The 21,284-nt window shown below is 71.6% G+C and carries 19 protein-coding genes, 1 tRNA gene and 1 pseudogene; 12 read left to right on the top strand and 9 right to left on the bottom strand.

Annotated elements, in window-relative coordinates:
- Nucleotides 1-179: 179 nt before the first annotated feature.
- Nucleotides 180-659: a hypothetical protein gene (locus tag ACFVXH_RS10980; protein WP_074001845.1), complete on the bottom strand. Its 480-nt coding sequence runs from the start codon at nucleotides 657-659 to the stop codon at nucleotides 180-182.
- A 394-nt stretch (nucleotides 660-1,053) separates the two neighbouring features.
- Here ACFVXH_RS10980 and ACFVXH_RS10975 point away from each other — a divergent pair, with 394 nt between their 5' ends.
- The 3 genes from ACFVXH_RS10975 (at nucleotide 1,054) to ACFVXH_RS10965 (ending at nucleotide 4,285) form a co-directional block, all read left to right on the top strand.
- Complete coding sequence (locus ACFVXH_RS10975) at nucleotides 1,054-1,836, top strand: alpha/beta fold hydrolase (protein WP_387822271.1); 783 nt, start codon at nucleotides 1,054-1,056, stop codon at nucleotides 1,834-1,836.
- 266 nt (nucleotides 1,837-2,102) lie between these two features.
- Nucleotides 2,103-3,221: a glycosyltransferase gene (locus tag ACFVXH_RS10970; RefSeq protein WP_387822268.1), complete on the top strand. Its 1,119-nt coding sequence runs from the start codon at nucleotides 2,103-2,105 to the stop codon at nucleotides 3,219-3,221.
- 626 nt (nucleotides 3,222-3,847) lie between these two features.
- Complete coding sequence (locus ACFVXH_RS10965; RefSeq protein WP_387822265.1) at nucleotides 3,848-4,285, top strand: hypothetical protein; 438 nt, start codon at nucleotides 3,848-3,850, stop codon at nucleotides 4,283-4,285.
- Nucleotides 4,286-4,552: 267 nt separating this feature from the next.
- Here the strand turns inward: ACFVXH_RS10965 and ACFVXH_RS10960 are convergent, their stop codons facing one another.
- Nucleotides 4,553-4,687: a hypothetical protein gene (locus tag ACFVXH_RS10960; protein WP_387822262.1), complete on the bottom strand. Its 135-nt coding sequence runs from the start codon at nucleotides 4,685-4,687 to the stop codon at nucleotides 4,553-4,555.
- A complete protein-coding gene (locus ACFVXH_RS10955) occupies nucleotides 4,684-5,943 on the bottom strand; it encodes an MFS transporter (protein WP_387822259.1) in 1,260 nt (419 codons plus the stop codon). The genes ACFVXH_RS10960 and ACFVXH_RS10955 overlap by 4 nt, the downstream gene beginning before the upstream one ends.
- A 146-nt stretch (nucleotides 5,944-6,089) precedes the next feature.
- Here ACFVXH_RS10955 and ACFVXH_RS10950 point away from each other — a divergent pair, with 146 nt between their 5' ends.
- Nucleotides 6,090-7,025: a LysR family transcriptional regulator gene (locus ACFVXH_RS10950; protein WP_387822256.1), complete on the top strand. Its 936-nt coding sequence runs from the start codon at nucleotides 6,090-6,092 to the stop codon at nucleotides 7,023-7,025.
- Between the two features lie 61 nt (nucleotides 7,026-7,086).
- Here the strand turns inward: ACFVXH_RS10950 and ACFVXH_RS10945 are convergent.
- Nucleotides 7,087-7,160 (bottom strand) — tRNA-Gly (locus tag ACFVXH_RS10945).
- A 276-nt stretch (nucleotides 7,161-7,436) separates the two neighbouring features.
- Here ACFVXH_RS10945 and ACFVXH_RS10940 point away from each other — a divergent pair.
- Together ACFVXH_RS10940 and dcd are read left to right on the top strand one after the other, a co-directional pair.
- Nucleotides 7,437-7,658, top strand: coding sequence for a hypothetical protein (locus tag ACFVXH_RS10940; RefSeq protein ID WP_074001850.1), 222 nt, complete (start codon nucleotides 7,437-7,439; stop codon nucleotides 7,656-7,658).
- A gap of 71 nt (nucleotides 7,659-7,729) precedes the next feature.
- A complete protein-coding gene (gene dcd / locus ACFVXH_RS10935; RefSeq protein WP_049651628.1) occupies nucleotides 7,730-8,305 on the top strand; it encodes a dCTP deaminase in 576 nt (191 codons plus the stop codon).
- 95 nt (nucleotides 8,306-8,400) lie between these two features.
- On the opposite strand, the gene ACFVXH_RS10930 is transcribed toward dcd, so the two are convergent.
- The 4 genes and pseudogenes from ACFVXH_RS10930 to ACFVXH_RS10915 form a co-directional block, all read right to left on the bottom strand.
- Nucleotides 8,401-9,291, bottom strand: a complete 891-nt coding sequence (locus ACFVXH_RS10930) for a metal-dependent hydrolase (protein ID WP_074001851.1) — start codon at nucleotides 9,289-9,291, stop codon at nucleotides 8,401-8,403.
- 124 nt (nucleotides 9,292-9,415) lie between these two features.
- A complete protein-coding gene (locus tag ACFVXH_RS10925) occupies nucleotides 9,416-10,462 on the bottom strand; it encodes a Yip1 family protein (protein ID WP_387822252.1) in 1,047 nt (348 codons plus the stop codon).
- 186 nt (nucleotides 10,463-10,648) lie between these two features.
- Nucleotides 10,649-11,722: pseudogene (locus tag ACFVXH_RS10920) on the bottom strand (sugar phosphate nucleotidyltransferase); the annotation flags it as partial.
- A gap of 342 nt (nucleotides 11,723-12,064) precedes the next feature.
- Nucleotides 12,065-14,308 (bottom strand): (Fe-S)-binding protein, encoded by a 2,244-nt coding sequence (locus ACFVXH_RS10915; RefSeq protein WP_387822249.1) that lies wholly within the window; start codon nucleotides 14,306-14,308, stop codon nucleotides 12,065-12,067.
- Nucleotides 14,309-14,616: 308 nt separating this feature from the next.
- On the opposite strand from ACFVXH_RS10915, the gene dnaK reads away from it, so the two are divergent.
- From dnaK to ACFVXH_RS10890, 5 genes are all read left to right on the top strand, one after another.
- Nucleotides 14,617-16,458, top strand: a complete 1,842-nt coding sequence (gene dnaK, locus ACFVXH_RS10910; protein WP_074001854.1) for a molecular chaperone DnaK — start codon at nucleotides 14,617-14,619, stop codon at nucleotides 16,456-16,458.
- Complete coding sequence (gene grpE / locus ACFVXH_RS10905) at nucleotides 16,455-17,072, top strand: nucleotide exchange factor GrpE (protein WP_049650422.1); 618 nt, start codon at nucleotides 16,455-16,457, stop codon at nucleotides 17,070-17,072. Before dnaK ends, grpE begins: the two co-directional genes overlap by 4 nt.
- 146 nt (nucleotides 17,073-17,218) lie before the next feature.
- Nucleotides 17,219-18,382 (top strand): molecular chaperone DnaJ, encoded by a 1,164-nt coding sequence (dnaJ, locus tag ACFVXH_RS10900; RefSeq protein WP_049650429.1) that lies wholly within the window; start codon nucleotides 17,219-17,221, stop codon nucleotides 18,380-18,382.
- Between the two features lie 7 nt (nucleotides 18,383-18,389).
- The gene (locus ACFVXH_RS10895) at nucleotides 18,390-18,920 is read left to right on the top strand and encodes a heat shock protein transcriptional repressor HspR (protein WP_304414261.1); all 531 of its coding nucleotides are present in this window, start codon (nucleotides 18,390-18,392) and stop codon (nucleotides 18,918-18,920) included.
- 174 nt (nucleotides 18,921-19,094) lie between these two features.
- On the top strand, nucleotides 19,095-20,084 hold the full coding sequence (locus tag ACFVXH_RS10890; protein WP_074001855.1) for a helix-turn-helix domain-containing protein: 990 nt from the start codon (nucleotides 19,095-19,097) through the stop codon (nucleotides 20,082-20,084).
- Between the two features lie 81 nt (nucleotides 20,085-20,165).
- On the opposite strand, the gene ACFVXH_RS10885 is transcribed toward ACFVXH_RS10890, so the two are convergent.
- The gene (locus ACFVXH_RS10885) at nucleotides 20,166-20,324 is read right to left on the bottom strand and encodes a hypothetical protein (protein WP_158077685.1); all 159 of its coding nucleotides are present in this window, start codon (nucleotides 20,322-20,324) and stop codon (nucleotides 20,166-20,168) included.
- 336 nt (nucleotides 20,325-20,660) lie between these two features.
- On the opposite strand from ACFVXH_RS10885, the gene ACFVXH_RS10880 reads away from it, so the two are divergent.
- The gene (locus ACFVXH_RS10880) at nucleotides 20,661-21,278 is read left to right on the top strand and encodes a hypothetical protein (protein WP_143204511.1); all 618 of its coding nucleotides are present in this window, start codon (nucleotides 20,661-20,663) and stop codon (nucleotides 21,276-21,278) included.
- Nucleotides 21,279-21,284 lie beyond the last annotated feature (6 nt).

Here is a 21,284-nt window from a genome sequence, read left to right as displayed (position 1 = left end):
GGGGGGCGGGGGGGGGGGGGGGGGGGGGGGGGCCGCCCCCCCCCGCCGCGGGGGGGGGGGGGGGGGGGGGGGCGGGGGGGGGGGGGCCCCCCCCCCACGCCTCCCCCGGTCCCCAGCGCCCCCGGTTGGACCAGCACCCCCGGCCGGACCAGCGCTCCCGGCTAGACCAGTACCCCCGGCTAGACCAGCGCGCTCCAGTACGGGCAGCGGACGTACGGCAGCGGCGGCGCGCAGCGGTCGACGCTCCCGGACAGCACCGGGCCCCGCTCCGAGCGGGCCACTCCGGGCGAGCTCGCCGTCAGCCCGGCCTCGCCCGACTCGCCGAAGCGCAGCTCCAGCCGGTAGCCGTCCGGCGTGGCCGCGGCGACGCCCGGGCGGTCCCGGCCGGCGTTCAGCGAGGTGATGGTCCAGCCGCGCCGCCGCCAGTGCCGCTCCACCACGTCCGCCAGCGCCGCCCGTCGGGACAGCGAGACGACGGTGAGGAGGTCCCGGCCCCGGGTGACGTACCAGAGCAGCTCCGACTCGCGCCCCGGCAGCGGCAGTCGTGCCCCCGCCCGCGCGGGCGCCCCCTGCCAGACCGGCGCCGGACGGACGGCGTCCAGGGTGTCCTGGAGCAGCGTCTCGCAGCGTTCGGTGGCGTCGAGTTGGTCGATCGTCACCTCCGGCCCCGACTCCGCCCCCGACTCGGACTCCGACCGCCGGACCGGCGCGACCCGCGCACCGCCGGGGCGGCCGGGGCCGCCGCCACCCGGGCATCCGACGTTCAGTTCGGCACCACCTGACTGCACAGGGCCCTCCGTACTCCCCCGGTGTTCAACCCGGGCCGGCATTCCGTCACTGCTTGGACGGCGGGCGGGTACGGGCAGTTCCCCTCCCGGTTCCGTCCCTCACCGTTCCCACACCTTCAAAATGCACTGCACGGTGTAGTTGAATTACTGATCTGCACTGTGTAGTTTACTTCCCGGGCCGACCGGCCGGTCCGGACCGGCCCACCGGCCGTACCCGGCAGGCCTTCTGACCTGCCGTCCGACCCAGTCATCGAGAGGACCCGCCATGCCCGTCATCACCGTCGGCGCCGCCCGCATCCCCTACCGCGTCGTCGGCGACGGCCCCGACACCCTCGTCCTGGTGCACGGCACCGGCCCCGGCTCCGCCATGTGGGACGGCCTGCTGGACTCCTTCACCGACCGCTGGACCGTGCTGCTGCCCGACCTCTCCGGCAGCGCGGCCGCCGAGGACGACGGCGGTCCGCTCGCCCTGGAGGCCCTGGCCGCCCAGGTCGCCGCCGTGATCGAGGACGCCGGCCGCGGCCCCGCCGACGTCCTCGGCTTCTCGCTCGGCGCCGTCGTCGCCACCGCGACCGCCGCCCTGCACCCCGGGCGGGTCCGCCGCCTGGTCGCCGCCGCCGGCTGGATCAGCGCGGAACAGGACGAGTACCTGCGGCTCTCCATGGCCACCTGGCTCTCCCTCGCCGACCACCCCGCCGCGTTCGGCGGCTACGCCACCCTCACCGCCTTCAGCCCCGGCTTCCTCGACCGGATCGGGCGCGCCGCCGTCCAGGCCAACACCGCCTACATGCGGCCGACCCCGGGCACCCTGCGGCACATCGCCCTCAACCTCGGCCTGGACCTCGGCCCGCTGCTCCCGCGCGTCCAGGCCCCCGCCTTGGTGATCGGCTGCCGCCAGGACGCCACCGTCCCGGTGGAGAACGCCCGCCGGCTGCACGCCGCCCTGCCCGGCAGCGCCTACGCCGAGTTCGACACCGGCCACATCGTGCTCGCCGAGCAGACCGGGGCGTTCACCGGCGCCGTCCGGGACTTCCTCGTCGCCGCGTGACCGCCCGCCGCACGACCACCCGCTGAACGCCGACCGCCGACCGCCGGCCGCCGGCCGCCGGGAGGGAGCGAACGGCGGCGCGCGGGCGGCCCGTCCGGCGGGCGCGCACGGCCCGGGCGACCGGCGCGCGGAGCACACCGTTGCCCGAGAGGCAAGCCCTGCTCCAGAAAGGCCGATTAGCGCGCATGGTGATCCTTATCGAATTGACTGAACGTCAACTTCAAAGGTGAGACTGCCTTGTCAGCAACATTCGCAAGGAGACCACCATGCGCATACTCTTCACCGGCCCCGCCGCGGCCGGTCACCTCTACCCGATGGTGCCCACCGCCCAGGCGCTGCGCGCCGTCGGGCACGAGGTCCTGTTCGCCACCGGGCAGCCCGTCGAGCTGATCCGCTCCGCGGGCTTCCCCGTCGCCCAGGTCGGCGACGGCCGGGGCCTGCGGGAGATCATCGAGGAGGCTCTCGGCGGCAAGGTCCAGTACGTCAACCGGGACAAGACCCAGGAAGAGATCCTCGACATGGCGGCCGCGATGTTCGCGCACGCCTCCCGCCCCGACGTGGACGGCCTGCTCGCGGTCGCCACCGACTGGGGCGCCGACCTGATCGTCCACGACTCCTTCGCCGCCGCCGGCCCGCTGGTCGCCGCCCAGCTCAAGATCCCGTCGGTGGTGCAGAACTTCGGTGCCAGCCCCGGCCGCCCGATGGCCGACCTGGTGGCCTCGCACGTCTCCGACCTGTACGAGGAGCGCGGCCTGACCGCTCCGGGCGTCACCGCGGTGCTCAACCTCGGCCCGCTCGGCGGCGACCCGGACGGCCTGCCGGTGCGCTACGTCCCGTACAACGGCGGCGGCATCGTCCCGGGCGAGTTCCTCCGCAAGCCCGAGCGCCCGCGGGCGGTCGTCACCCTGGGCACCGTGCTCGCCGAGATCGACGGCGTCCGCGCGGTGGTCCGCCTGGTCGAGGCGGCGGCCGAGGTCGACGCCGACTTCCTGCTCGCGGTCGGCAACGCCGACCTCGCCCCGCTCGGCACCCTGCCCGCCAACGTCCGCGGCCTGCCCTGGGTCCCGCTCAACGAGCTGCTCGGCCGCGCCGACGCGCTGATCCACCACGGCGGTTCGGGCACCATGCTGACCGCCCTCCAGGCCGGCCTGCCCCAGCTGCTGCTCCCCCAGGGCGCGGACCACTTCCTCAACGCCGACGCCATCACCGCCACCGGTGCCGCCCTGAGCTCCACCTCCGAGGCCGTCGACACCCCGCTGCTCACCCGTGTCCTCACCGACGCCGCGCTGCGCGACGCCGCCCACCGCCTCCGGGCCGACAACGCCGCCCTGCCCACCCCGGCCGCCCTGGTCCCCACCCTGGAGGACCTCGCCGCCCGCCGCTGATCCCCCACCCCGTTGCCGTCGGCAGCCGCGGCGCCGCAAGGCCTCGCGTCTCCCGGCGGTACGGCGGGCGACGCCCCTTCTCGACGAGGCCCCGCCGGCCGCGCCCCCGCGATTACCAGCTGGAAGCACCCCCGAACCAGATCGATCTCGGCCACTTCCACGCACCGCCGCCCCGAGCACAAGCGCACCCACCGCCCACCGGCCCCACCGCCCGCCGGGCGGCACCACGGCCAGTGCCCCGGGCCCCGTCGCGGCCGGGGGAACCGAACAGGCTGCCGCCATCGACGTGTTCGACCGTCTGCGCGACCGGATCGACGAAGAGCGGGGTGCCGCACCAGGCGTGGAGGTCCGCGAACCCCCTTGCAGGTGCTGCCTCGCCGGCTCCGGCCGCACCCATCCCTCGACAGCGCCCGCGTCGGCCTCCTCATCCGCACCTCCGCCGTGCCCTGCCCCTTGCCGCCTGACCGACCACCCTCCCGGACGCCACGACCATCCCCCGGTCGCTCGGTAGAGGCGCCTGCCCTACACCACACCCGTGCCCCATGAGGCGGATTTTGATGTTTCTGTGCACAGGCGCCGAGGACTCGTCATCGTGGCGGCACTTATCCGGCTTATGGAGGAATTCGATGACAGTTCATGTCTGCCACAGCACAATCGAGGCAATCAAAGCCCGTGTCGAAAGCTCGAACGGGGCCGTCATGATCTCGAATGCAACTGTCCGCGCCCTTGAAGAAAAGGAACGCCTCAGGGTGGAGCGACTGCAGAGGGTGTTCACCTTGCTCCGTGCTCGCGGGCTTGAGTGCTACCCGCAGGTACCGCTGTATGCCAACGAGTGGTGGTCGTTCCTGGTGTACCGCCGAGATCTTCTGACAGTCAACCTCCGCACCGCATCGGCTGATTCAACGACGAGGGCGGCTCTGATCTGCACTATCGACGCGCTCAGCAAGCCTTACTGGCACGAGCAGGCACCAAGTAGCTGGGACCTGCACAAAGCGCTTCGGAAGCTGGGCGCCGCTTCCGTCGATCCGCCCCGCCGCAGCGAGCGACACCTTTCAGTCGCCTGATACGAGGCCCAGAGGCACTCCGAACCAACAGGCTGACGCGGAAATCGATCGGTCAGCGCTCCGTCGTCCACGTGGATCGCACACCGCTCCCCAGCACACACCACCGCAGCTGTCGACAGGTTCCGTCGCTGCGGTGGGCAAATGGATCCAAACCCGACAACGACTCATATGTCGCGAACGCCGCAGGTCAAATGGCCTGCGGCCTTCACATGGTTCGGCTGTATCGGAATGGACGCCACTCGCAAACCCGGATCCGTTCGGGCCCGGTCAGCCCGTCTCCCGGAACAAGGCGCGCAGCGTGGCGGTGTCAAGCACGTGGGCCCTGGAGGGGAGGAGCCGATGGGGCAGGGCGGTGCGCGCGGGGTCGAGCGCGAACGGGCCGGCGGCGGGGGTGGTGGTCATGCGGATGTCCTCCGTGCGGGTGGTGTGCCGGGTACGGCCTCCGGTCGCGCCCGGCCGTCGACCCGGGGCAGCAGGAGCGGCGTGCCGAGGATGAGCAGTCCCGCGACCGCGAGGGCGGTGCGCGGTCCGGTGGCGGCCGCGAGCAGCCCGCCGAGCGCGGTGCAGACGGCGATGGACGCCTGCTGGCCGATCGACCAGGCCGACAGGGTGCGGGCGACCAGGTGCTTGGGCGTGCGTTCGAGCCGGTAGGTGGCGAGCACCGGGTTGAACAGGCTCATGTTGACGATGATCGCCAGCTCGACGGCCATCACGGTGACCAGGCCGACCACGCCGGGGCGGACGAAGGCCAGGCCGATCAGCCAGACGGCGCGCAGGGTGCCGACGGTCCGGAACACCCGGTCCCGGCCGTGGCGTGCCACGACCCGCCGGGCCAGCCGGGAGCCGATCAGCCCGCCGAGGCAGGGGGCGGCGAAGGCCAGGCCGTACTGCCATGGGGCGAAGTGGAGTTGGCGGAGCAGGAGGACGGCGAGCACCGGCTCGGTGGCCATGATCAGACCGGCGACGAGCATGTTGTTGAGGTAGAGCGCCCGCAGACCGGGGTCGCCCAGGATGTGCCGCCAGCCGTCGAGCACCGCGCCCGCCCGGACCGGGTCCCCGCCGGTCCGCCGCGGCGCCTCCTCCCGGCCGCGGATCGCGGTGATGCTCAGCGCGGAGAGCAGGTAGCTGAGCGCGTCGGCCACCACGGTGGTGACCGGCCCGAACCGGCCGACCGCCGCCCCGCCCAGCGGCGGACCGATCGCGATGGAGCTCCAGTTCGTGGACTCGAACCGCGCGTTGGCCACCAGCAGATCGTCCGGCCGGACGAGGGCCTTGAGGTAGGCGCCGCTGGCCGCGCCGAACGCGATCCTGGCCGCGGCGACCACGATCGAGACCACCAGCAGCTGGACGAAGCCCAGCCCTCCCAAGGCGTACGCGACCGGGATCGACGCCATGGCCGCGAACCGGACCAGGTCCATCGCGATCATCACCGGACGCTTGCGCCGGAACTCCACCCACGGCGCGAGCGGCACCGCGATCAGCGCGCCCACCGCCGGCCCCACCGCGGACAGCGCGGACACCTCGGCCGGTCCGGCGTGCAGCACCAGCACGGCGATCAGCGGCAGCGCCCCGAACCCCAGCCCGGACCCGTACGCGCTCACCGCGTACGCCGCCCACAGCCAGCCGAACCGCCGGCCCAGCCGTTTCCCACCCGTCATGCGCGGTGCGCTCCCCTCGACGTCCCGACCCCGACCGGACAAACCGGAGTTGACCGGTGAGAGCCAACCGGGAGGCACAGCAGCCGGTCAAACAACCGTTCCGCCCACCCCGCACAACCACAGGTTGTTCTCTACAGTGGATCGGCGTGGACCTCGAAGCAGTGCGCACCTTCGCCGCCATCGCGGAAGCCGGCCAGTTCCAGAAGGCCGCCGTCGACCTGTCGATCACCCAGCAGGCCGTCTCCAAACGCGTCGCCGCACTGGAGCGCGACCTCGGCGTGCGACTGTTCACCCGCACCCCGCGCGGCGCCGAACTCACCATCGACGGACAGGCGTTCCTGCCCCACGCCCGCGAACTGCTGCGCGCCGCCGAACGCGCGGTCGCGTCCGTACGGGCCGGCCGCCGCCCGCTGCGCGTCGACGTGCTCAACTCGCGCGGAGCCGTCTCGGGCCTGATGCGCGACTTCCACCGCGCCCACCCGGACATCGACCTCGACGTGCTGATGCTGCACGACATCGAGACCGCCGTCGCCGCCGTCCGCTCCGGCGCGATCGACGCCACCTTCCGCGCCGTCGCCATGCCCGGCCGGCCGCTCCCCGAGGACATCGCATCCGTCCGGGTGCTCGACGAACCGCTCCACCTCCTCACCGGCCCCGCCCACGCCCTGGCGGGCGCCCGGACGCTGACCGTCGCCGACCTGGCCGGCCACCGGATCTGGATGCCCGGCATCGTCCCCGGCACCGAGTGGGGCGCCTACTACGCCGACCTCGTCGCCGAGTTCGGCCTCACCATCGAGGCCACCGGCCCCAACTTCGGCTCCGACGCCCTCCTCGACACCATCGCCGACACCCCGGCCCTCGCCACCTTCATGAGCGAGCGGACCCGCCTCGTCTGGCCCGCCGCCCACGGCCTGCGCCGCATCCCGGTGACCGACCCGACGCCCGTCTACCCCCACTCACTCCTCTGGCACCGCGACAACCCCCACCCGGCCCTCCCCGCCCTCCGGGCCCACCTCGCCACCACTGCCCCCACCCCCGGCACCCCCGGCACCTGGACCCCCGCCTGGACCCACCCCCACTGACCGCCCCGACCGGCCCCGGACAACGCGAAAGCCCCAGGCCACTGGCCTGGGGCTTTACTGCTGGAGCGGGCGACGAGAATCGAACTCGCGCTCTAAGCTTGGGAAGCTCATGTTCTACCATTAAACTACGCCCGCCTGATGAGCCGTCAGAGACCGCTCGATCCAGTGTCACTGTACCCCATTCGCACCGGTGGTTGCACAGGGGGCCGGTGGACGTGGCGGAGCCGGGTGGGGCGGGTGTGGAGGCGTACTGTGTGGGCCGCGCGCGAGTGCTCCGGTGGGTGGGGGCCGAGGCGGCGAGCCATGGTGAGGAATGTCCGGAACATCCCCTAATGTGACGCTGTCCCGGGGCTCGGCCGTCGGGGCGAGTGCGTACGGGTGAGTACTGGGTTAGGGATGGGAAGGGGATCGATGGAGCAGCGCGCCGTCGTTCGTTGTGCCGAGGGGCACCTGTTCAGCACCACCACGTTCCCGATGCAGAACCTCGGTCCTGGCCGGCTCGGGCCCGGACGGTTGATCCGCTGCCCGCAGTGCGGACGGATGCGGAGTTCGGTGCTGGCCGACGTGCGGGAGCTGTCGGAGCCGCAACTGGCGCGGGCGATGCGGTTGGAGGCCGCGGAGTTCCTGGCCTGACGGTCGCGGAGGGACGGAACGGGCCCCGGGCGGATTCGTCCGGGGCCCTGTCGTGCACGTAACCTCGAAGCGTGCTGCTCTCTGACAAGGACATCCGGACCGAAATCGACCTGGGTCGGGTCGTCGTCGACCCGTTCGACCCGGCGATGATCCAGCCGTCGAGTATCGACGTGCGCCTCGACCGCTTCTTCCGCGTGTTCGAAAACCACAAGTACCCGCACATCGACCCCTCCGAAGAGCAGCCGGACCTGACCCGGCTGGTCGAGCCGGAGGGCGACGAGGCGTTCATCCTGCACCCCGGCGAGTTCGTGCTGGCCTCGACGTACGAGGTCATCACGCTGCCCGACGACGTCGCGTCCCGGCTGGAGGGCAAGTCGAGCCTGGGCCGGTTGGGCCTGCTCACCCACTCCACGGCCGGCTTCATCGACCCCGGTTTCAGCGGCCACGTGACCCTGGAGCTGTCGAACGTCGCGACGCTGCCGATCAAGCTCTACCCGGGCATGAAGATCGGGCAGCTGTGCCTGTTCCGGCTCTCCTCGCCCTCGGAGCACCCGTACGGCTCGGAGCGCTACGGCTCGCGCTACCAGGGCCAGCGCGGCCCGACGCCGTCCCGCTCGTACCTGAACTTCCACCGCAGCGACGTCTGAGCACAGGACCCGCAGGACCCGCGGGCCCCACGGAGCGCACGCACGACGGGCGGCCTGACCCCTCACCCGAGGGATCAGGCCGCCCGCGGCGTTTCTCAGGCCCGCTTCGGGCTGGTGACGGCGACCAGCTCGGTGCCGTCCTCGGACAGCCGCAGCTCGGTGCGCAGCTCGGCCAGCTCGCCGAGGTGGTGCAGGTGGGTGCCGCCGCAGAAGATCTGCGCGCCGCCCTCGGGCAGCTCGCAGTGCCACTGGCGGCGGGCGGTGAGCTCGGGGCCGGGCACCTCGATGCGGACCGGGGCGTCGGCGGCGACCCAGGCGGCCAGCCGGGCGTTGACGGCCTCGGTGAGGGCCGGCAGGGCGTCGGCGAGGGCCGGGAACTCCTCGGTGGCGTCCACCGTGAAGCCCTTCTTCTTCAGCGACTTGCCGAGCCGGTAGGTGTCGGTGCTGGCCGCGGTGTCCATCACCGAGCTCGCCATCGCGAGGCTGTCGAAGTCCGGGTGGCCGAAGGCGTCCGAGCGGCCCGGGTCCTTGCGCCAGCGCGGGGCGAGCGCGGCGTTCAGGGCGAGGGCGAGCAGGTGGCAGCCGCTGTGCGAGGCGCTGAGGGCGCCCCGGCGGTCGGCGTCGACGGCGAGCGCGGCGGTGCGGCCGACGAGGTCCCCCGGGTCGCCGTCGACGACGTGCAGGACCAGCCAGGACCACTCCTCGTCACCGCGCCGGACCGGGATGTCGGCGCCGACCAGCGGCTCCCCGCCCTCCGGGCCGACGGCGCCGGTCAGGCAGTCGACCACGGCCAGCTCGGTGCCGTCGACGGTCAGGGTGCCGAGGTCGGCCGGCTGGTCGGGCCAGGTGTGGTCGAGCGGGTGGAACGGGGTCGCCGCGGTGACGACGGCGTACCGGCCGTCGGCCAGCGGGTGCACCGCGAGCACCGGGGACTCGCCGGTCACCGCCCCGGCCGGGAAGCTGACGTGGGTGGTGGGGAGGGTCATTCCTGGCTCCGGTGAAGGTGGGACGACGAGGGTGGGGCGGGCCCGGCGCTCGGCCGCGACCCGCCCCCATTCTGCCCTTCGCCCGTCGGAGCCCTCGGCCCGGCGTCGCTCCGCCCGGTGCGGCTCAGCCCAGCGTCGGCAGCTTGATCAGCACCAGCAGCGCCACCAGCTGTATCGCCGAGGCGGCTGCGGCCTTGCCCCAGGGCAGGTCGTGCAGCCGCCGGACCATGCTGGTCAGCAGGTACGCGCAGAGCATCCAGGTGGCCCAGCCGACGACCTGGACGACGGCACTGCCGGAGGGCAGCACCAGGTCGAGCAGCAGCCGGGGCGCGTCGGTGAGCCAGCCGATCAGCGCGGCCAGGCCGACGGTCGCCTTCCACGGGCCGTCGCCGCCCAGCTGGCGGGCCATCGCGTAGGTGACCCCGCCGAAGAGCGCGCCGGCCACGGTGAAGCCGATGGCGGCGGCGAGGATGCCGGTCAGCGCCACGGTGAAGGTCGAGTTGACGATGTCGTCGTGGGTCAGCCCGATGCCGAGCACCGCGAGCGCGCCGTACAGCAGCGAGACGGTGAGCGCGGGCAGCCAGACCTGGTGGTCGCGGGTGCGGTCGAAGACCGCGGTCGGGCTGCGGAACAGGCCGGTGAACAGTTCGCGCCAGTGCGGTCGGGGCCCGGCGACGTGCGGGGCGGACTGGCCGCCGGCCCGGTAGACGGCGACGTTGTCCTGGCCGTACGGCTGCTGGTCGTAGCCCTGCTCGGGGCCGTAGCCCTGGTCGGGGCCGTAGGGCGGCTGCGGCCCGTGGCTGTCGTCGTAGTAGCCGTGCTCCTGGCCGGGGTGCCCCTGGTACGGCGGCTGTCCCTGGTACGGACCGCCGGCCGCGTACGGGTCGCCGACGGGGAAGGCCCGGGTGCTGCCGGGCCGGTCCGCCGCGTACGGGTCGTACCCGTCCCCCGCCGTCTGCCCGGGGCCGCCGGGCGTGCCGGGACCACCGGGCGTGCCCGGACCGCCGGGCGCGCCGCCGGGCCCGCCGGGCGCCGCCGCGTGCGGGGCCGTGAAGTACTCCGGCCCGTCCGTCCCCCCGTGCCCCCCGGGCGCGGACGGCGGCGGAGGGGCCGACCACCCGCCGCGCGGACGGTCCGCGCCCTGACCGTTGTCGTATCGATTACCAGCCACGGTCCGAAGGTACCCGTCCGGCCCGGCCCGCGGCGGCCCCGGACGAAGCCGGGGCCGGTTTGCAGCGAGGCTGAGACGAACGGGGCCGAAAACCCGCGGGGCGCGGGGTGGCTACCGCTGTGCGCCGACCGACGGCCCGTGCACCGCCGCGGCCGCGCTGGTGCCGGCCGGGCAGCCGCCCGGGCCGGCCGAGGTGCGGACGGCGCCGACCGGCAGCAGGGTGCCGCAGGCGATCCGGATGCCGTTCGGCAGCTCGTTGTCCGACTCCACGATCGCGCCGTCGCCGATCACCGCGCCGTCCAGCGCCGAGCGGTCGCCGACGGTGGCGAAGGCGCCCACGATCGAGTCCTTGACCAGGGTGTCCGGGCCGATCACCGCGCCGGGCAGGATCACGCTGCCCTCGACGATCGCGCCGGCCTCGACCACCGCGTCCTCGGCGACCACGGTGCCGCCGCTGAGCACCGCGCCCGGGTGGACGGTGGCGCCGGGCAGCAGCAGGGCGTCGCCGGTCGGGCCGGGGACGGCCGGGGAGTCGACCTTGCCGAGCACCAGGTCGGCCGAGCCGCGGACGAAGGCCGCCGGGGTGCCCAGGTCCAGCCAGTACGAGGTGTCGACGACGCCGCGCAGCAGCGCGCCGGTGGCCAGCAGTTCGGGGAAGGTCTCGCGCTCGACGGACACCTCGCGGCCGGTCGGGATGCGGTCGATCACGGACCGGGTGAAGACGTAGCAGCCGGCGTTGATCTGGTCGGTGACGATCTGCTCCGGGGTCTCCGGCTTCTCCAGGAACTCCAGCACCCGCCCGTCCTCGTCGGTCGGGACGAGGCCGAAGGCCCGCGGGTCCTCGACCCGGGTCAGGTGCAGGGTGACGTCGGCCCCGGCGGCCACGTGGCCGTCGCGCAGGGCGGCGATGTCGACGCCGGAGAGGATGTCGCCGTTGAAGACCAGGACCGGTTCGTCCGGGCCGCAGGTCAGGCCGGAGGCGGCGTTGCGGATCGCCCCGCCGGTGCCCAGCGGCTCGCGCTCGGTCAGGTAGACGAGCTCGATGCCGTACGGGGTGCCGTCCTGGAAGTGGTCCTCGAACACCTCGGCCAGGTACGAGGTGGCCAGCACGACGCGGGTGACGCCGGCGGCGGCCGCGCGGGCCAACTGGTGCGCGATGAACGGGACGCCTGCCACCGGCAGCATCGGCTTGGGGGTGTGGGTGGTCAGCGGACGCAGTCGCGTGCCCTTACCACCGACCAGCATGATCGCCTCGGTCATGGTCTGCGCTGTTCCCCTTGTGGTCTCTGCGGCCCGGCCCGGCGGGCCGACACCTCGTCGTCGGTCTGGACCCGGCCGTGCGGCCGGCGCGGGTCGCCACCCGCCCGGGGCTTCCGTCCGGAACGGGTCGACCGGCACGAAGCCGGTCCGGGCCTACTGTATTTGCTTCCGACCGAATGCCCGTCCGGCGCCTGTGCGATTGCCGTCACCCCCCGTACGCCCGCCGTACCGGGGCGGGCCGTCCGGAGCGACCGAAAGCCCGGCCCGGCGGGCGCGTTCGCGGCGTCCACCGGGCCGGGCAGTTGTTGCAGAACTGTCGAACAGCGGGCTCGTCGGCGCCGGTCAGGCGTCCACCGTCGCGGGCTGCTCCTCGTCCCCGGTCGGCGGGAGGGCCTTCACCGAGTCGAGCAGCAGCTGGGCCACGTCGACCACCTTCAGGTGCTCCTTGGCCGCGCCCTCGTTCTTCTTGCCGTTGACCGAGTCGGAGAGCATCACCAGGCAGAACGGGCAGGCGGTGGAGACGATGTCCGGGTCGAGCGACAGCGCCTCGTCCACGCGCTCGGTGTTGATCCGCTTGCCGATGCGCTCCTCCATCCACATCCGGGCACCGCCGGCGCCGCAGCAGAAGCCGCGCTCCTTGTGCCGGTGCATCTCCTGCTGGCGCAGACCGGGGACCTTGTCCATGATCTCGCGCGGCGGGCTGTAGACCTTGTTGTGGCGGCCCAGGTAGCAGGGGTCGTGGTAGGTGATCAGGCCCTCGACCGGGTTGACCGGGATCAGCTTGCCCTCGTCGATGAGGTGCTGCAGCAGCTGGGTGTGGTGGATGACCTCGAAGTGGCCGCCCAGCTGCGGGTACTCGTTGGCGATGGTGTTGAAGCAGTGCGGGCAGGTGGCCACGATCCGCTTGACCGGGGCGTCCTCCAGGGCCGCGTTCAGCGTCTCCACGTTCTGCGCGCCGAGCATCTGGAACAGGAACTCGTTGCCCAGGCGGCGGGCGGAGTCACCGGTGCAGGACTCCTCCTTGCCGAGGATCGCGAACTTCACGCCCGCGGTGTGCAGCAGCTCGGCGAAGGCCTTGGTGGTCTTCTTGGCGCGGTCCTCCAGGGCGCCGGCGCAGCCGACCCAGTAGAGGTACTCGACCTCGGCGGGGTCGATGTCCTCGCCGATCACCGGCACCTCGATGCCGGTCTCCTTCTTGAGCTCCTTGACCCAGTCCAGGCGGGCCTTGGTGGCCATGCCCCACGGGTTGCCCTTGTTCTCCAGGTTCTTGAGCATCGTCCCGGCCTCGGTCGGGAACGAGGACTCGATCATCACCTGGTAGCGGCGCATGTCGACGATGTGGTCGATGTGCTCGATGTCCACCGGGCACTGCTCGACGCAGGCGCCGCAGGTGGTGCAGGACCACAGCACGTCCGGGTCGATGACGCCGCCCAAACCACCGGAGTCAGGGGCCTCGGCGGTGCCGATCAGCGGGCGCTCGGCCTCGGCCAGGGCGGCCGCCGGGACGTCCTTGAGCTGCTCGGAGGTGGCCCGCTCCTCGCCCTCCATGTCCTTGCCGCCGCCGGCCAGCAGGTACGGCGCCTTGCCGTAGGCGTGCTCGCGCAGGCTCATGATCAGCAGCTTCGGCGAGAGCGGCTTGCCGGTGTTCCAGGCCGGGCACTGCGACTGGCAGCGGCCGCACTCGGTGCAGGTGGAGAAGTCGAGGATGCCCTTCCAGGAGAAGTGCTCGACCTGGGAGACGCCGAAGACGGCGTCCTCGGCCGGGTCCTCGAAGTCGATCGGCTGGCCGCCCGAGGTCATCGGACGGAGGGCGCCGAGCGCGGTGCCGCCGTCCTCCTCGCGCTTGAAGTAGATGTTGAAGAAGCCGAGGAAACGGTGCCAGGCCACGCCCATCGAGGGGTTGAGGCCGATGGTGGTCGCCCACGCGAACGAGATGCAGATCTTCAGCATCGCGAACAGGTAGATCAGGTTCTCCAGCGTGCCGTGCGACAGGCCGCCCAGCGCGGAGACCAGCGGGTACGAGACCAGGTGCTCCGGCCCGTACGAGTCGACGCCGTTGAGGGCGCCCTCCAGGCCGCGCAGCATCAGGATGCACAGGCCGATGCCGAGGATCGTGTACTCGACGTAGAAGGCCTGCCAGGCGATCGAGCCGGCGAACCGGGACTTGCGGCCGGACCGGGACGGCAGGCTCATCAGCCGGATCACGATCAGGACGGCGATGCCCAGCGTGGTCAGGGTGCCGACCAGCTCGACGAAGAGCTGCCAGATCATCCAGTGGCCGATGATCGGCAGCGCGAAGTCGGCGTCGAAGAGCTGGCCGAAGGCGTTGACGATGGTCAGCACCAGGCTGAAGAAGCCGACCGCCACGAACCAGTGGGCGATGCCGACGATCCCCCAGCGGTTCATCCTGGTGTGGCCGACGAACTCGGTCGCGACGGTCTTCACCCGCTGGGCGGGCTGCCCGAAGCGGGTGGAGTCCGGCGCACCGGTGCGGACCACCTTGTAGATGTACAGCGCCGCACGGGCGGCGAGCGCGGTGCCGATCACGAATGTGACCAGCGAGATGACGATCGCTGCTAGCTGCATCGGCTCTCCGTCTCCTGCGGCTTTGCGGTTGAGCAGGCTCTGCGTTACACGGTCTTGGGAACTGAGTGTACTGGTCGGTAACTTGCCGGGCCGACGGCCCGGACATTACCGGTGACCGACCGTCGTCCAGAAGATTCCCAAGCTATGGCGGCAGTCACGTGGCCGCACCCCCGCCCCGGCGTGGCGCGCCCACTCCACCCCATCGCTCAGCAAAGTTGAGCGATCAGCGCTCATAGCTGTTGACTCCGTCCACCGGGTCGTGCATCCTTGAGCCTGTAAAGCTCAACTCTTCCGTGGAGGTATCTACGATGGCACGCGCGGTCGGCATCGACCTCGGTACGACGAACTCGGTCGTCAGCGTTCTGGAGGGTGGCGAGCCCACCGTCATCACGAACGCCGAGGGCGCTCGGACCACGCCGTCCGTCGTCGCCTTCGCCAAGAACGGCGAGGTCCTCGTCGGCGAGGTGGCCAAGCGCCAGGCGGTCACCAACGTCGACCGCACCATCCGCTCGGTCAAGCGCCACATGGGCACCGGGTGGAAGATCAACATCGATGGCAAGGACTTCAACCCCCAGCAGATCTCGGCCTTCGTGCTGCAGAAGCTGAAGCGGGACGCCGAGGCGTACCTGGGCGAGACGGTCACCGACGCCGTCATCACCGTCCCGGCGTACTTCAACGACTCGGAGCGCCAGGCCACCAAGGAGGCCGGCGAGATCGCGGGCCTGAACGTCCTGCGCATCGTCAACGAGCCGACCGCGGCCGCCCTGGCGTACGGCCTGGACAAGGACGACCAGACCATCCTGGTCTTCGACCTCGGCGGCGGCACCTTCGACGTCTCCCTGCTGGAGATCGGCGACGGGGTCGTCGAGGTGAAGGCCACCAACGGTGACAACCACCTCGGTGGCGACGACTGGGACCAGCGCGTCGTCGACCACCTGGTCAAGGTCTTCCAGGGCGGCCACGGCGTCGACCTGTCCAAGGACAAGATGGCCCTCCAGCGTCTGCGCGAGGCCGCCGAGAAGGCCAAGATCGAGCTGTCCTCGTCCTCCGAGACCTCGATCAACCTGCCGTACATCACGGCCTCCGCCGAGGGCCCGCTGCACCTGGACGAGAAGCTCACCCGCGCCCAGTTCCAGCAGCTGACCGCGGACCTGCTGGAGCGCTGCAAGGTCCCGTTCCACAACGTCATCAAGGACGCCGGCATCTCGCTGTCCGAGATCGACCACGTCGTCCTCGTCGGCGGCTCGACCCGCATGCCGGCCGTCGCCGAGCTCGTCAAGGAGCTGACCGGCGGCCAGGACGCCAACAAGGGCGTCAACCCGGACGAGGTCGTCGCCATCGGCGCCGCGCTCCAGGCCGGTGTCCTGAAGGGCGAGGTCAAGGACGTCCTGCTGCTCGACGTCACCCCGCTGTCCCTCGGCATCGAGACCAAGGGCGGCATCATGACCAAGCTGATCGAGCGCAACACCACGATCCCGACCAAGCGCTCCGAGATCTTCACCACGGCCGAGGACAACCAGCCGTCCGTGCAGATCCAGGTCTACCAGGGCGAGCGCGAGATCGCGGCGTACAACAAGAAGCTCGGCATGTTCGAGCTGACCGGCCTGCCGCCGGCGCCGCGCGGCCTGCCGCAGATCGAGGTCACCTTCGACATCGACGCCAACGGCATCATGCACGTCGGCGCCAAGGACCTCGGCACCGGCAAGGAGCAGAAGATGACCGTCACCGGCGGCTCCTCGCTGCCGAAGGACGAGGTCGACCGCATGCGCCGCGAGGCCGAGCAGTACGCCGAGGACGACCACAAGCGCCGCGAGGCCGTCGAGACGCGCAACTCCGCCGAGCAGCTCGTCTACTCGACCGAGAAGTTCATCGCCGACAACGCCGACAAGCTGCCGGGCGACGTCAAGACCGAGGTCGAGACCGCCATCGGCGAGCTCAAGGAGGCCCTGAAGGGCGAGGACATCGCGAAGATCCGCGAGGCCTCGGAGAAGGTCTCCACCACCGCGCAGAAGCTCGGCCAGGCGCTGTACGCCAACGCCGACGCCACCGCCGGTGCCGCCCCCTCCGGTGACTCCGCCCAGGCCAAGGACGACGACGTCGTCGACGCCGAGATCGTGGACGACGAGAAGCCCAAGGGCGGTGCGGCATGACGGACAAGCCGCAGGGCGGCAAGCCCGGCGACGACTCCGCCGCCGAAGAGGCCGTGATCAAGGCTGCCGAGGAGGCCGCCGCGGCCGGCAGCGGGGAGTCCGGTTCGGAGGGTCTCGCCGCCGCCAAGCGCGAGCTCGCCGAGCGCACCGGTGACCTGCAGCGCCTCCAGGCCGAGTACCAGAACTACCGCAAGCGGGTCGAGCGCGACCGGCTGACCGTCCGCGAGATCGCCGTCTCCAACATCCTGGAGTCGCTGATCCCGGTCCTGGACGACATCGGCCGCGCCCGCGAGCACGGCGAGGTCACCGGCGGCTTCAAGTCCGTCGCCGAGTCGCTGGAGACGGTCGTCGCCAAGCTGGGTCTGCAGCAGTTCGGCAAGGAGGGCGAGCCCTTCGACCCGACCATGCACGAGGCCCTGATGCACAGCTACTCCTCGGACGTCACCGAGGACACCTGTGTCCAGGTCCTCCAGCCCGGCTACCGCATCGGCGAGCGGATCATCCGCCCGGCGATGGTGGCCGTCGCCGAGCCCCAGCCCGGCAGCCAGGCGTCCACGGACGCCGAGGCCAAGTCCGCCGACGCGGACAAGTCCGACGGTGGCTCGGACAGCTGACAACCTGTGACGGGTGACAACCAGTGCGCTGCGGAGTCGTACGCCGGCCAGTACGGCGGCCGGCTCCGCAGCGCGCTGTCAGCAGTCGTGCTCGCAGCCGCTGTTGACAGCTCAGTGACGATGGACATCGGGAGGTGGCGTACGCCATGAGTGGCAAGGACTTTGTCGAGAAGGACTACTACAAGGTCCTCGGCGTGCCCAAGGACGCCACCGCCACCGAGATCAAGAAGACCTACCGCAAGCTCGCGCGCGAGTTCCACCCCGACGCCAACAAGGGTGACGCCAAGGCCGAGGAGCGGTTCAAGGACATCTCCGAGGCGTACGACGTCCTCTCCGACGAGAAGCGCCGCAAGGAGTACGACGAGGCCCGCAGCCTCTTCGCCAACGGCGGCTTCCGGGCCGGCGGCGGCCCCGGCGGCACCGGCAGCTACAGCTTCGACTTCGGCGACCTCTTCAGCGGCAGCCAGGGCGGCGCCGGCAGCGGGGGCGGCATCGGCGACGTCTTCGGCGGCCTCTTCAACCGCGGCGGCACCCGGCAGGCCCAGCCCCGGCGCGGCGCCGACGTCGAGACCGAGGTGACGCTCTCCTTCGAGGAGGCGGTGGACGGCGCGACCGTCCCGCTGCGGATGACCAGCCAGGCCCCCTGCCGCAGCTGCAACGGCACCGGCGCCAAGACCGGCACCACCCCGCGGGTCTGCCCGACCTGCGTCGGCGCGGGCACCGTCAGCCGCGGCCAGGGCGCCTTCGCGCTCTCCGAGCCGTGCAAGGACTGCCGCGGCCGGGGCATGATCGTCGACGACCCGTGCACCGACTGCCACGGCAGCGGCCGGGCCAGCTCGGCCCGCACCATGCAGGTCCGCATCCCGGCCGGCGTCCAGGCCGACCAGCGCATCCGGCTCAAGGGCAAGGGCGCACAGGGCGAGCGCGGCGGACAGCCCGGCGACCTCTACGTCACCGTGCACGTCGACCCCCACCCCGTCTTCGGCCGCAAGGGCGACAACCTCACCGTCACCGTGCCGGTCACCTTCCCCGAGGCCACGCTCGGCGCCACCATCGAGGTGCCCACGCTGAACGGCCCCGCCGTGAAGCTCAAGCTGCCCCCGGGCAGCGCCAACGGCCTCACCATGCGCGCCCGCGGCAAGGGCGCCACCCGCAAGGACGGCACCCGCGGCGACCTCCTCGTCACCGTCGAGGTCGTGGTGCCGCAGCACGTCACCGGCGACGCGCTGAACGCCCTCGAGCAGTACCGCGAGGCCACCGCCTCCGACGATCCGCGCGCCGCCCTCTTCCGGGCGGCGAAGGGAGCGTGACGACCAGATGTCCCCGATGAACCCGATCGACCCCGACACCCCGATCGGCCCCGGCCTCGGCGAAGGCCTGCCCGGCACCGGCCCCCGCCGCACCCGCCGCGCCGCCGCGTCCCCGCCGCCGTACGTCCTCACCGAGGACACCCCGGTGTACGTCATCTCCGTGGCCGCCGAACTGTCCGGCCTGCACCCGCAGACCCTGCGCCAGTACGACCGCCTCGGCCTGGTCTGCCCCGACCGCACCGCCGGCCGCGGCCGCCGCTACTCCGCACGCGACATCCAGCAACTGCGCGAGGTCCAGCGGCTCTCCCAGGACGAGGGCATCAACCTGGCGGGCATCAAGCGGATCATCGAGCTGGAGAACCAGGTCACCGCCCTCCAGTCCCGCGTCACGGAACTGGTCGACTCCCTGGAAGGCGCCGCCACCGCCCTCCAGCAGCGCGAGGCCGCCGTCCACGCCTCCTACCGCCGCGACCTCGTCCCGTACCAGCCCCCCACCCCGCAGTCCAGCGCCCTCGTCGTCTGGCGCCCCAAGCGCTGACCGGGCACCCACCGGCCGCCGGCCCCTCCTCTCGGGGGGTGCCGGCGGCTGCCGTGTGGTGAGAGAGTGCGGTCGCCGTCCCTCTCCGGGGCCCAATGGATCTGGCATGCTAAAAATCGTCCAGCGTCAGCGCTGATGGAACGCAGGTAGCACTGCAACGGCAAGGAGTCACGAATGAGTGGACGAGAGCAGCCCCTTGCCGCCGGCTCGACCATCCTCTCGGCGGAAGCACGCGAGCTGTATCTCGCCGTCGTCCGGGGTGACGGCAGTCTGCCGTCGGGTCCGAATTCCAACACCGATGATTCCGCACGGGACGAGCTGGTGAGGCTCGGACTTCTCGTCCCCGACGCCGATGACGCGGACTTCCTCGTGGCCGTCGATCCTGCGCAGCTCTCGACCAGTCTCAGCCATTCCTGGCAGCGCCAGGCGCTGGAACTCCTGTCCCGCGCGGTGTCCTTCCCATCCGAACTGCAGGAGCTGGCCCGGGAATTCCACACCCCGAATAACTCCGGGGGTTCGATAGAGCATGTGCGCGGGAAAGCCCTGATCAGGCAACGACTGGAGCAGTTCAGAGATTCCGGGTTCGAGGAGGCCCTGGCGCTCCAGCCTGGCGGCCCCCGCCAACCGGACCTCCTCGCCAGGATGATCGCCTACGACCTGAAGACGCTCAGCAGCGGTACCAGGATGCGGACGATCTACCACGCCAGCACCCGTTACCACCAGCCGACCAGGGATTACGTGGCGACGCTCGCGCAGGCCGGCGGCCAGTACCGGACCCTCGACGAGCCCTACACTCGACTCATCGTGATGGACCGGCGAGTGGCCGTGATCCCGATCGACGACGACATGAGCCTCGCGGCCTTCATCTACGACCCGGCCATCGTCGACTACCTCGCCAAGGAGGTGTTCGAGCAGTACTGGAGCCGCGCGCTCGAATTCGAGGGCGACCGGACGGTACCCCAGCAAGTGGTGTCCCGCCTGCGCCAGACGATCATCGACCAAATGCTCGAAGGCACCAACCACCGGGTGATCGCACGGCGCCTGGGAATCAGCGAACGGACACTGGCGAGACATATCGCCGAAATGCGGGACGACTACAAGGTCGACTCGCTGTTCCAACTCGGGTACGCGCTCGGCCGAAAGACTCAGGGCTCCGTCGACTGAACCGCCCGGCTACTTCCACCCGCATTCGACGAATTCACCAAAGAATTCCGCCCCCGCGACCACGCTCCCCGCCTGCCGCGTTCACTGCCAGGAGATGTCGTCCGCGATGGCAACGGCAGCCCTGCCGGCGGTCCCGTCCTGCGAGTCGGCGCCGATCGCGAGCGAGCCCGCACCGACCACCGCGGCGACGACAGCCAGCGAAAACACTATCTTGCAGACAAATCGGCGCATTTCGGTCACGCCCTCACTCTCTCTGCCTAGATCCGTCACTAGAAGCATCGAGCAGGATAACGGCTCAGATACAACTGCGCGAGAGGTGGCGACTGCCTGCCGCCGGTGGGCGGGATGTGCGTCATCTCCCTGCCAGTCATCCAGATGACACAGGCCAACTCTGGACGCGCCACCGCCCCGCGATGGACGATCAGTTCGCTCCCAATGGTCCGGCAAGGACACCACACCTTGCCAATGTACCGTCAAATTCTAAACCGTTCATCGGTGGCGTCAGTCCACAGAACGGTCCACAGCCAACGCATCGCCGACACACACTCCCCCGGTCGGCCTTTCCCCGGAGTCGACATGACCGAGCCCTACCTGCGTCACCACGACAGCCAGGCCCCTGAGGGTCGGCGTGCACGTGTGTTCCTGGCCGCCCCGCTGATGCGACTGACCGGGCCGGCCGACAGCGTGGTGACCCTCGCCAGCCGGACGCGGCTGACGACGCTCCGCACCACCCTCCTCCGCAGCGGCGCCGCCGTGTACAGCGCGCACCACAGCGACGCCTGGACCATCTCCGGCCGCGCGCCGGAGCCCCGCGTCCCCTCCGACTTCCGCGCCCTCCAGTCCGCGGACCTCGTGTTCGCCTACGTCGGCGCCCCGCTCTCGGCCGGCGTGAGCCTGGAGCTCGGCTGGGCGTCCGCGCTGCGCAAGCCGATCGTCCTCCTGGTCGACGAGGCCATCACCCACAACCCGCTGATCGCCACCATCGAGCAGGTCGCCCCCGTCCTCCCGCTGGTCTTCGACGACACCTGGTCGCAGGAGGCCCTCAACCACACGGTCGAGACCGCGCTCGACTGGGCCGGCATGGCGCTCTCCCTGCGCGAGGGCTTCTGGACCGCCCCCGGCGAGCAGTTCAACGTCCCCCGGCAGCAGCCCGCCGTCCCCGGCTACTGGCCGACCGGCGCCGCCACCGGCTGAGCAGCG

It is taken from the genome of Kitasatospora sp. NPDC058184 (assembly GCF_042883725.1).
In the GTDB taxonomy this organism is placed as follows: Bacteria; Actinomycetota; Actinomycetes; order Streptomycetales; family Streptomycetaceae; genus Kitasatospora.
Note: the sequence above shows the minus strand (reverse complement) of the source record. Positions and strands in the feature narration are given on the sequence as shown.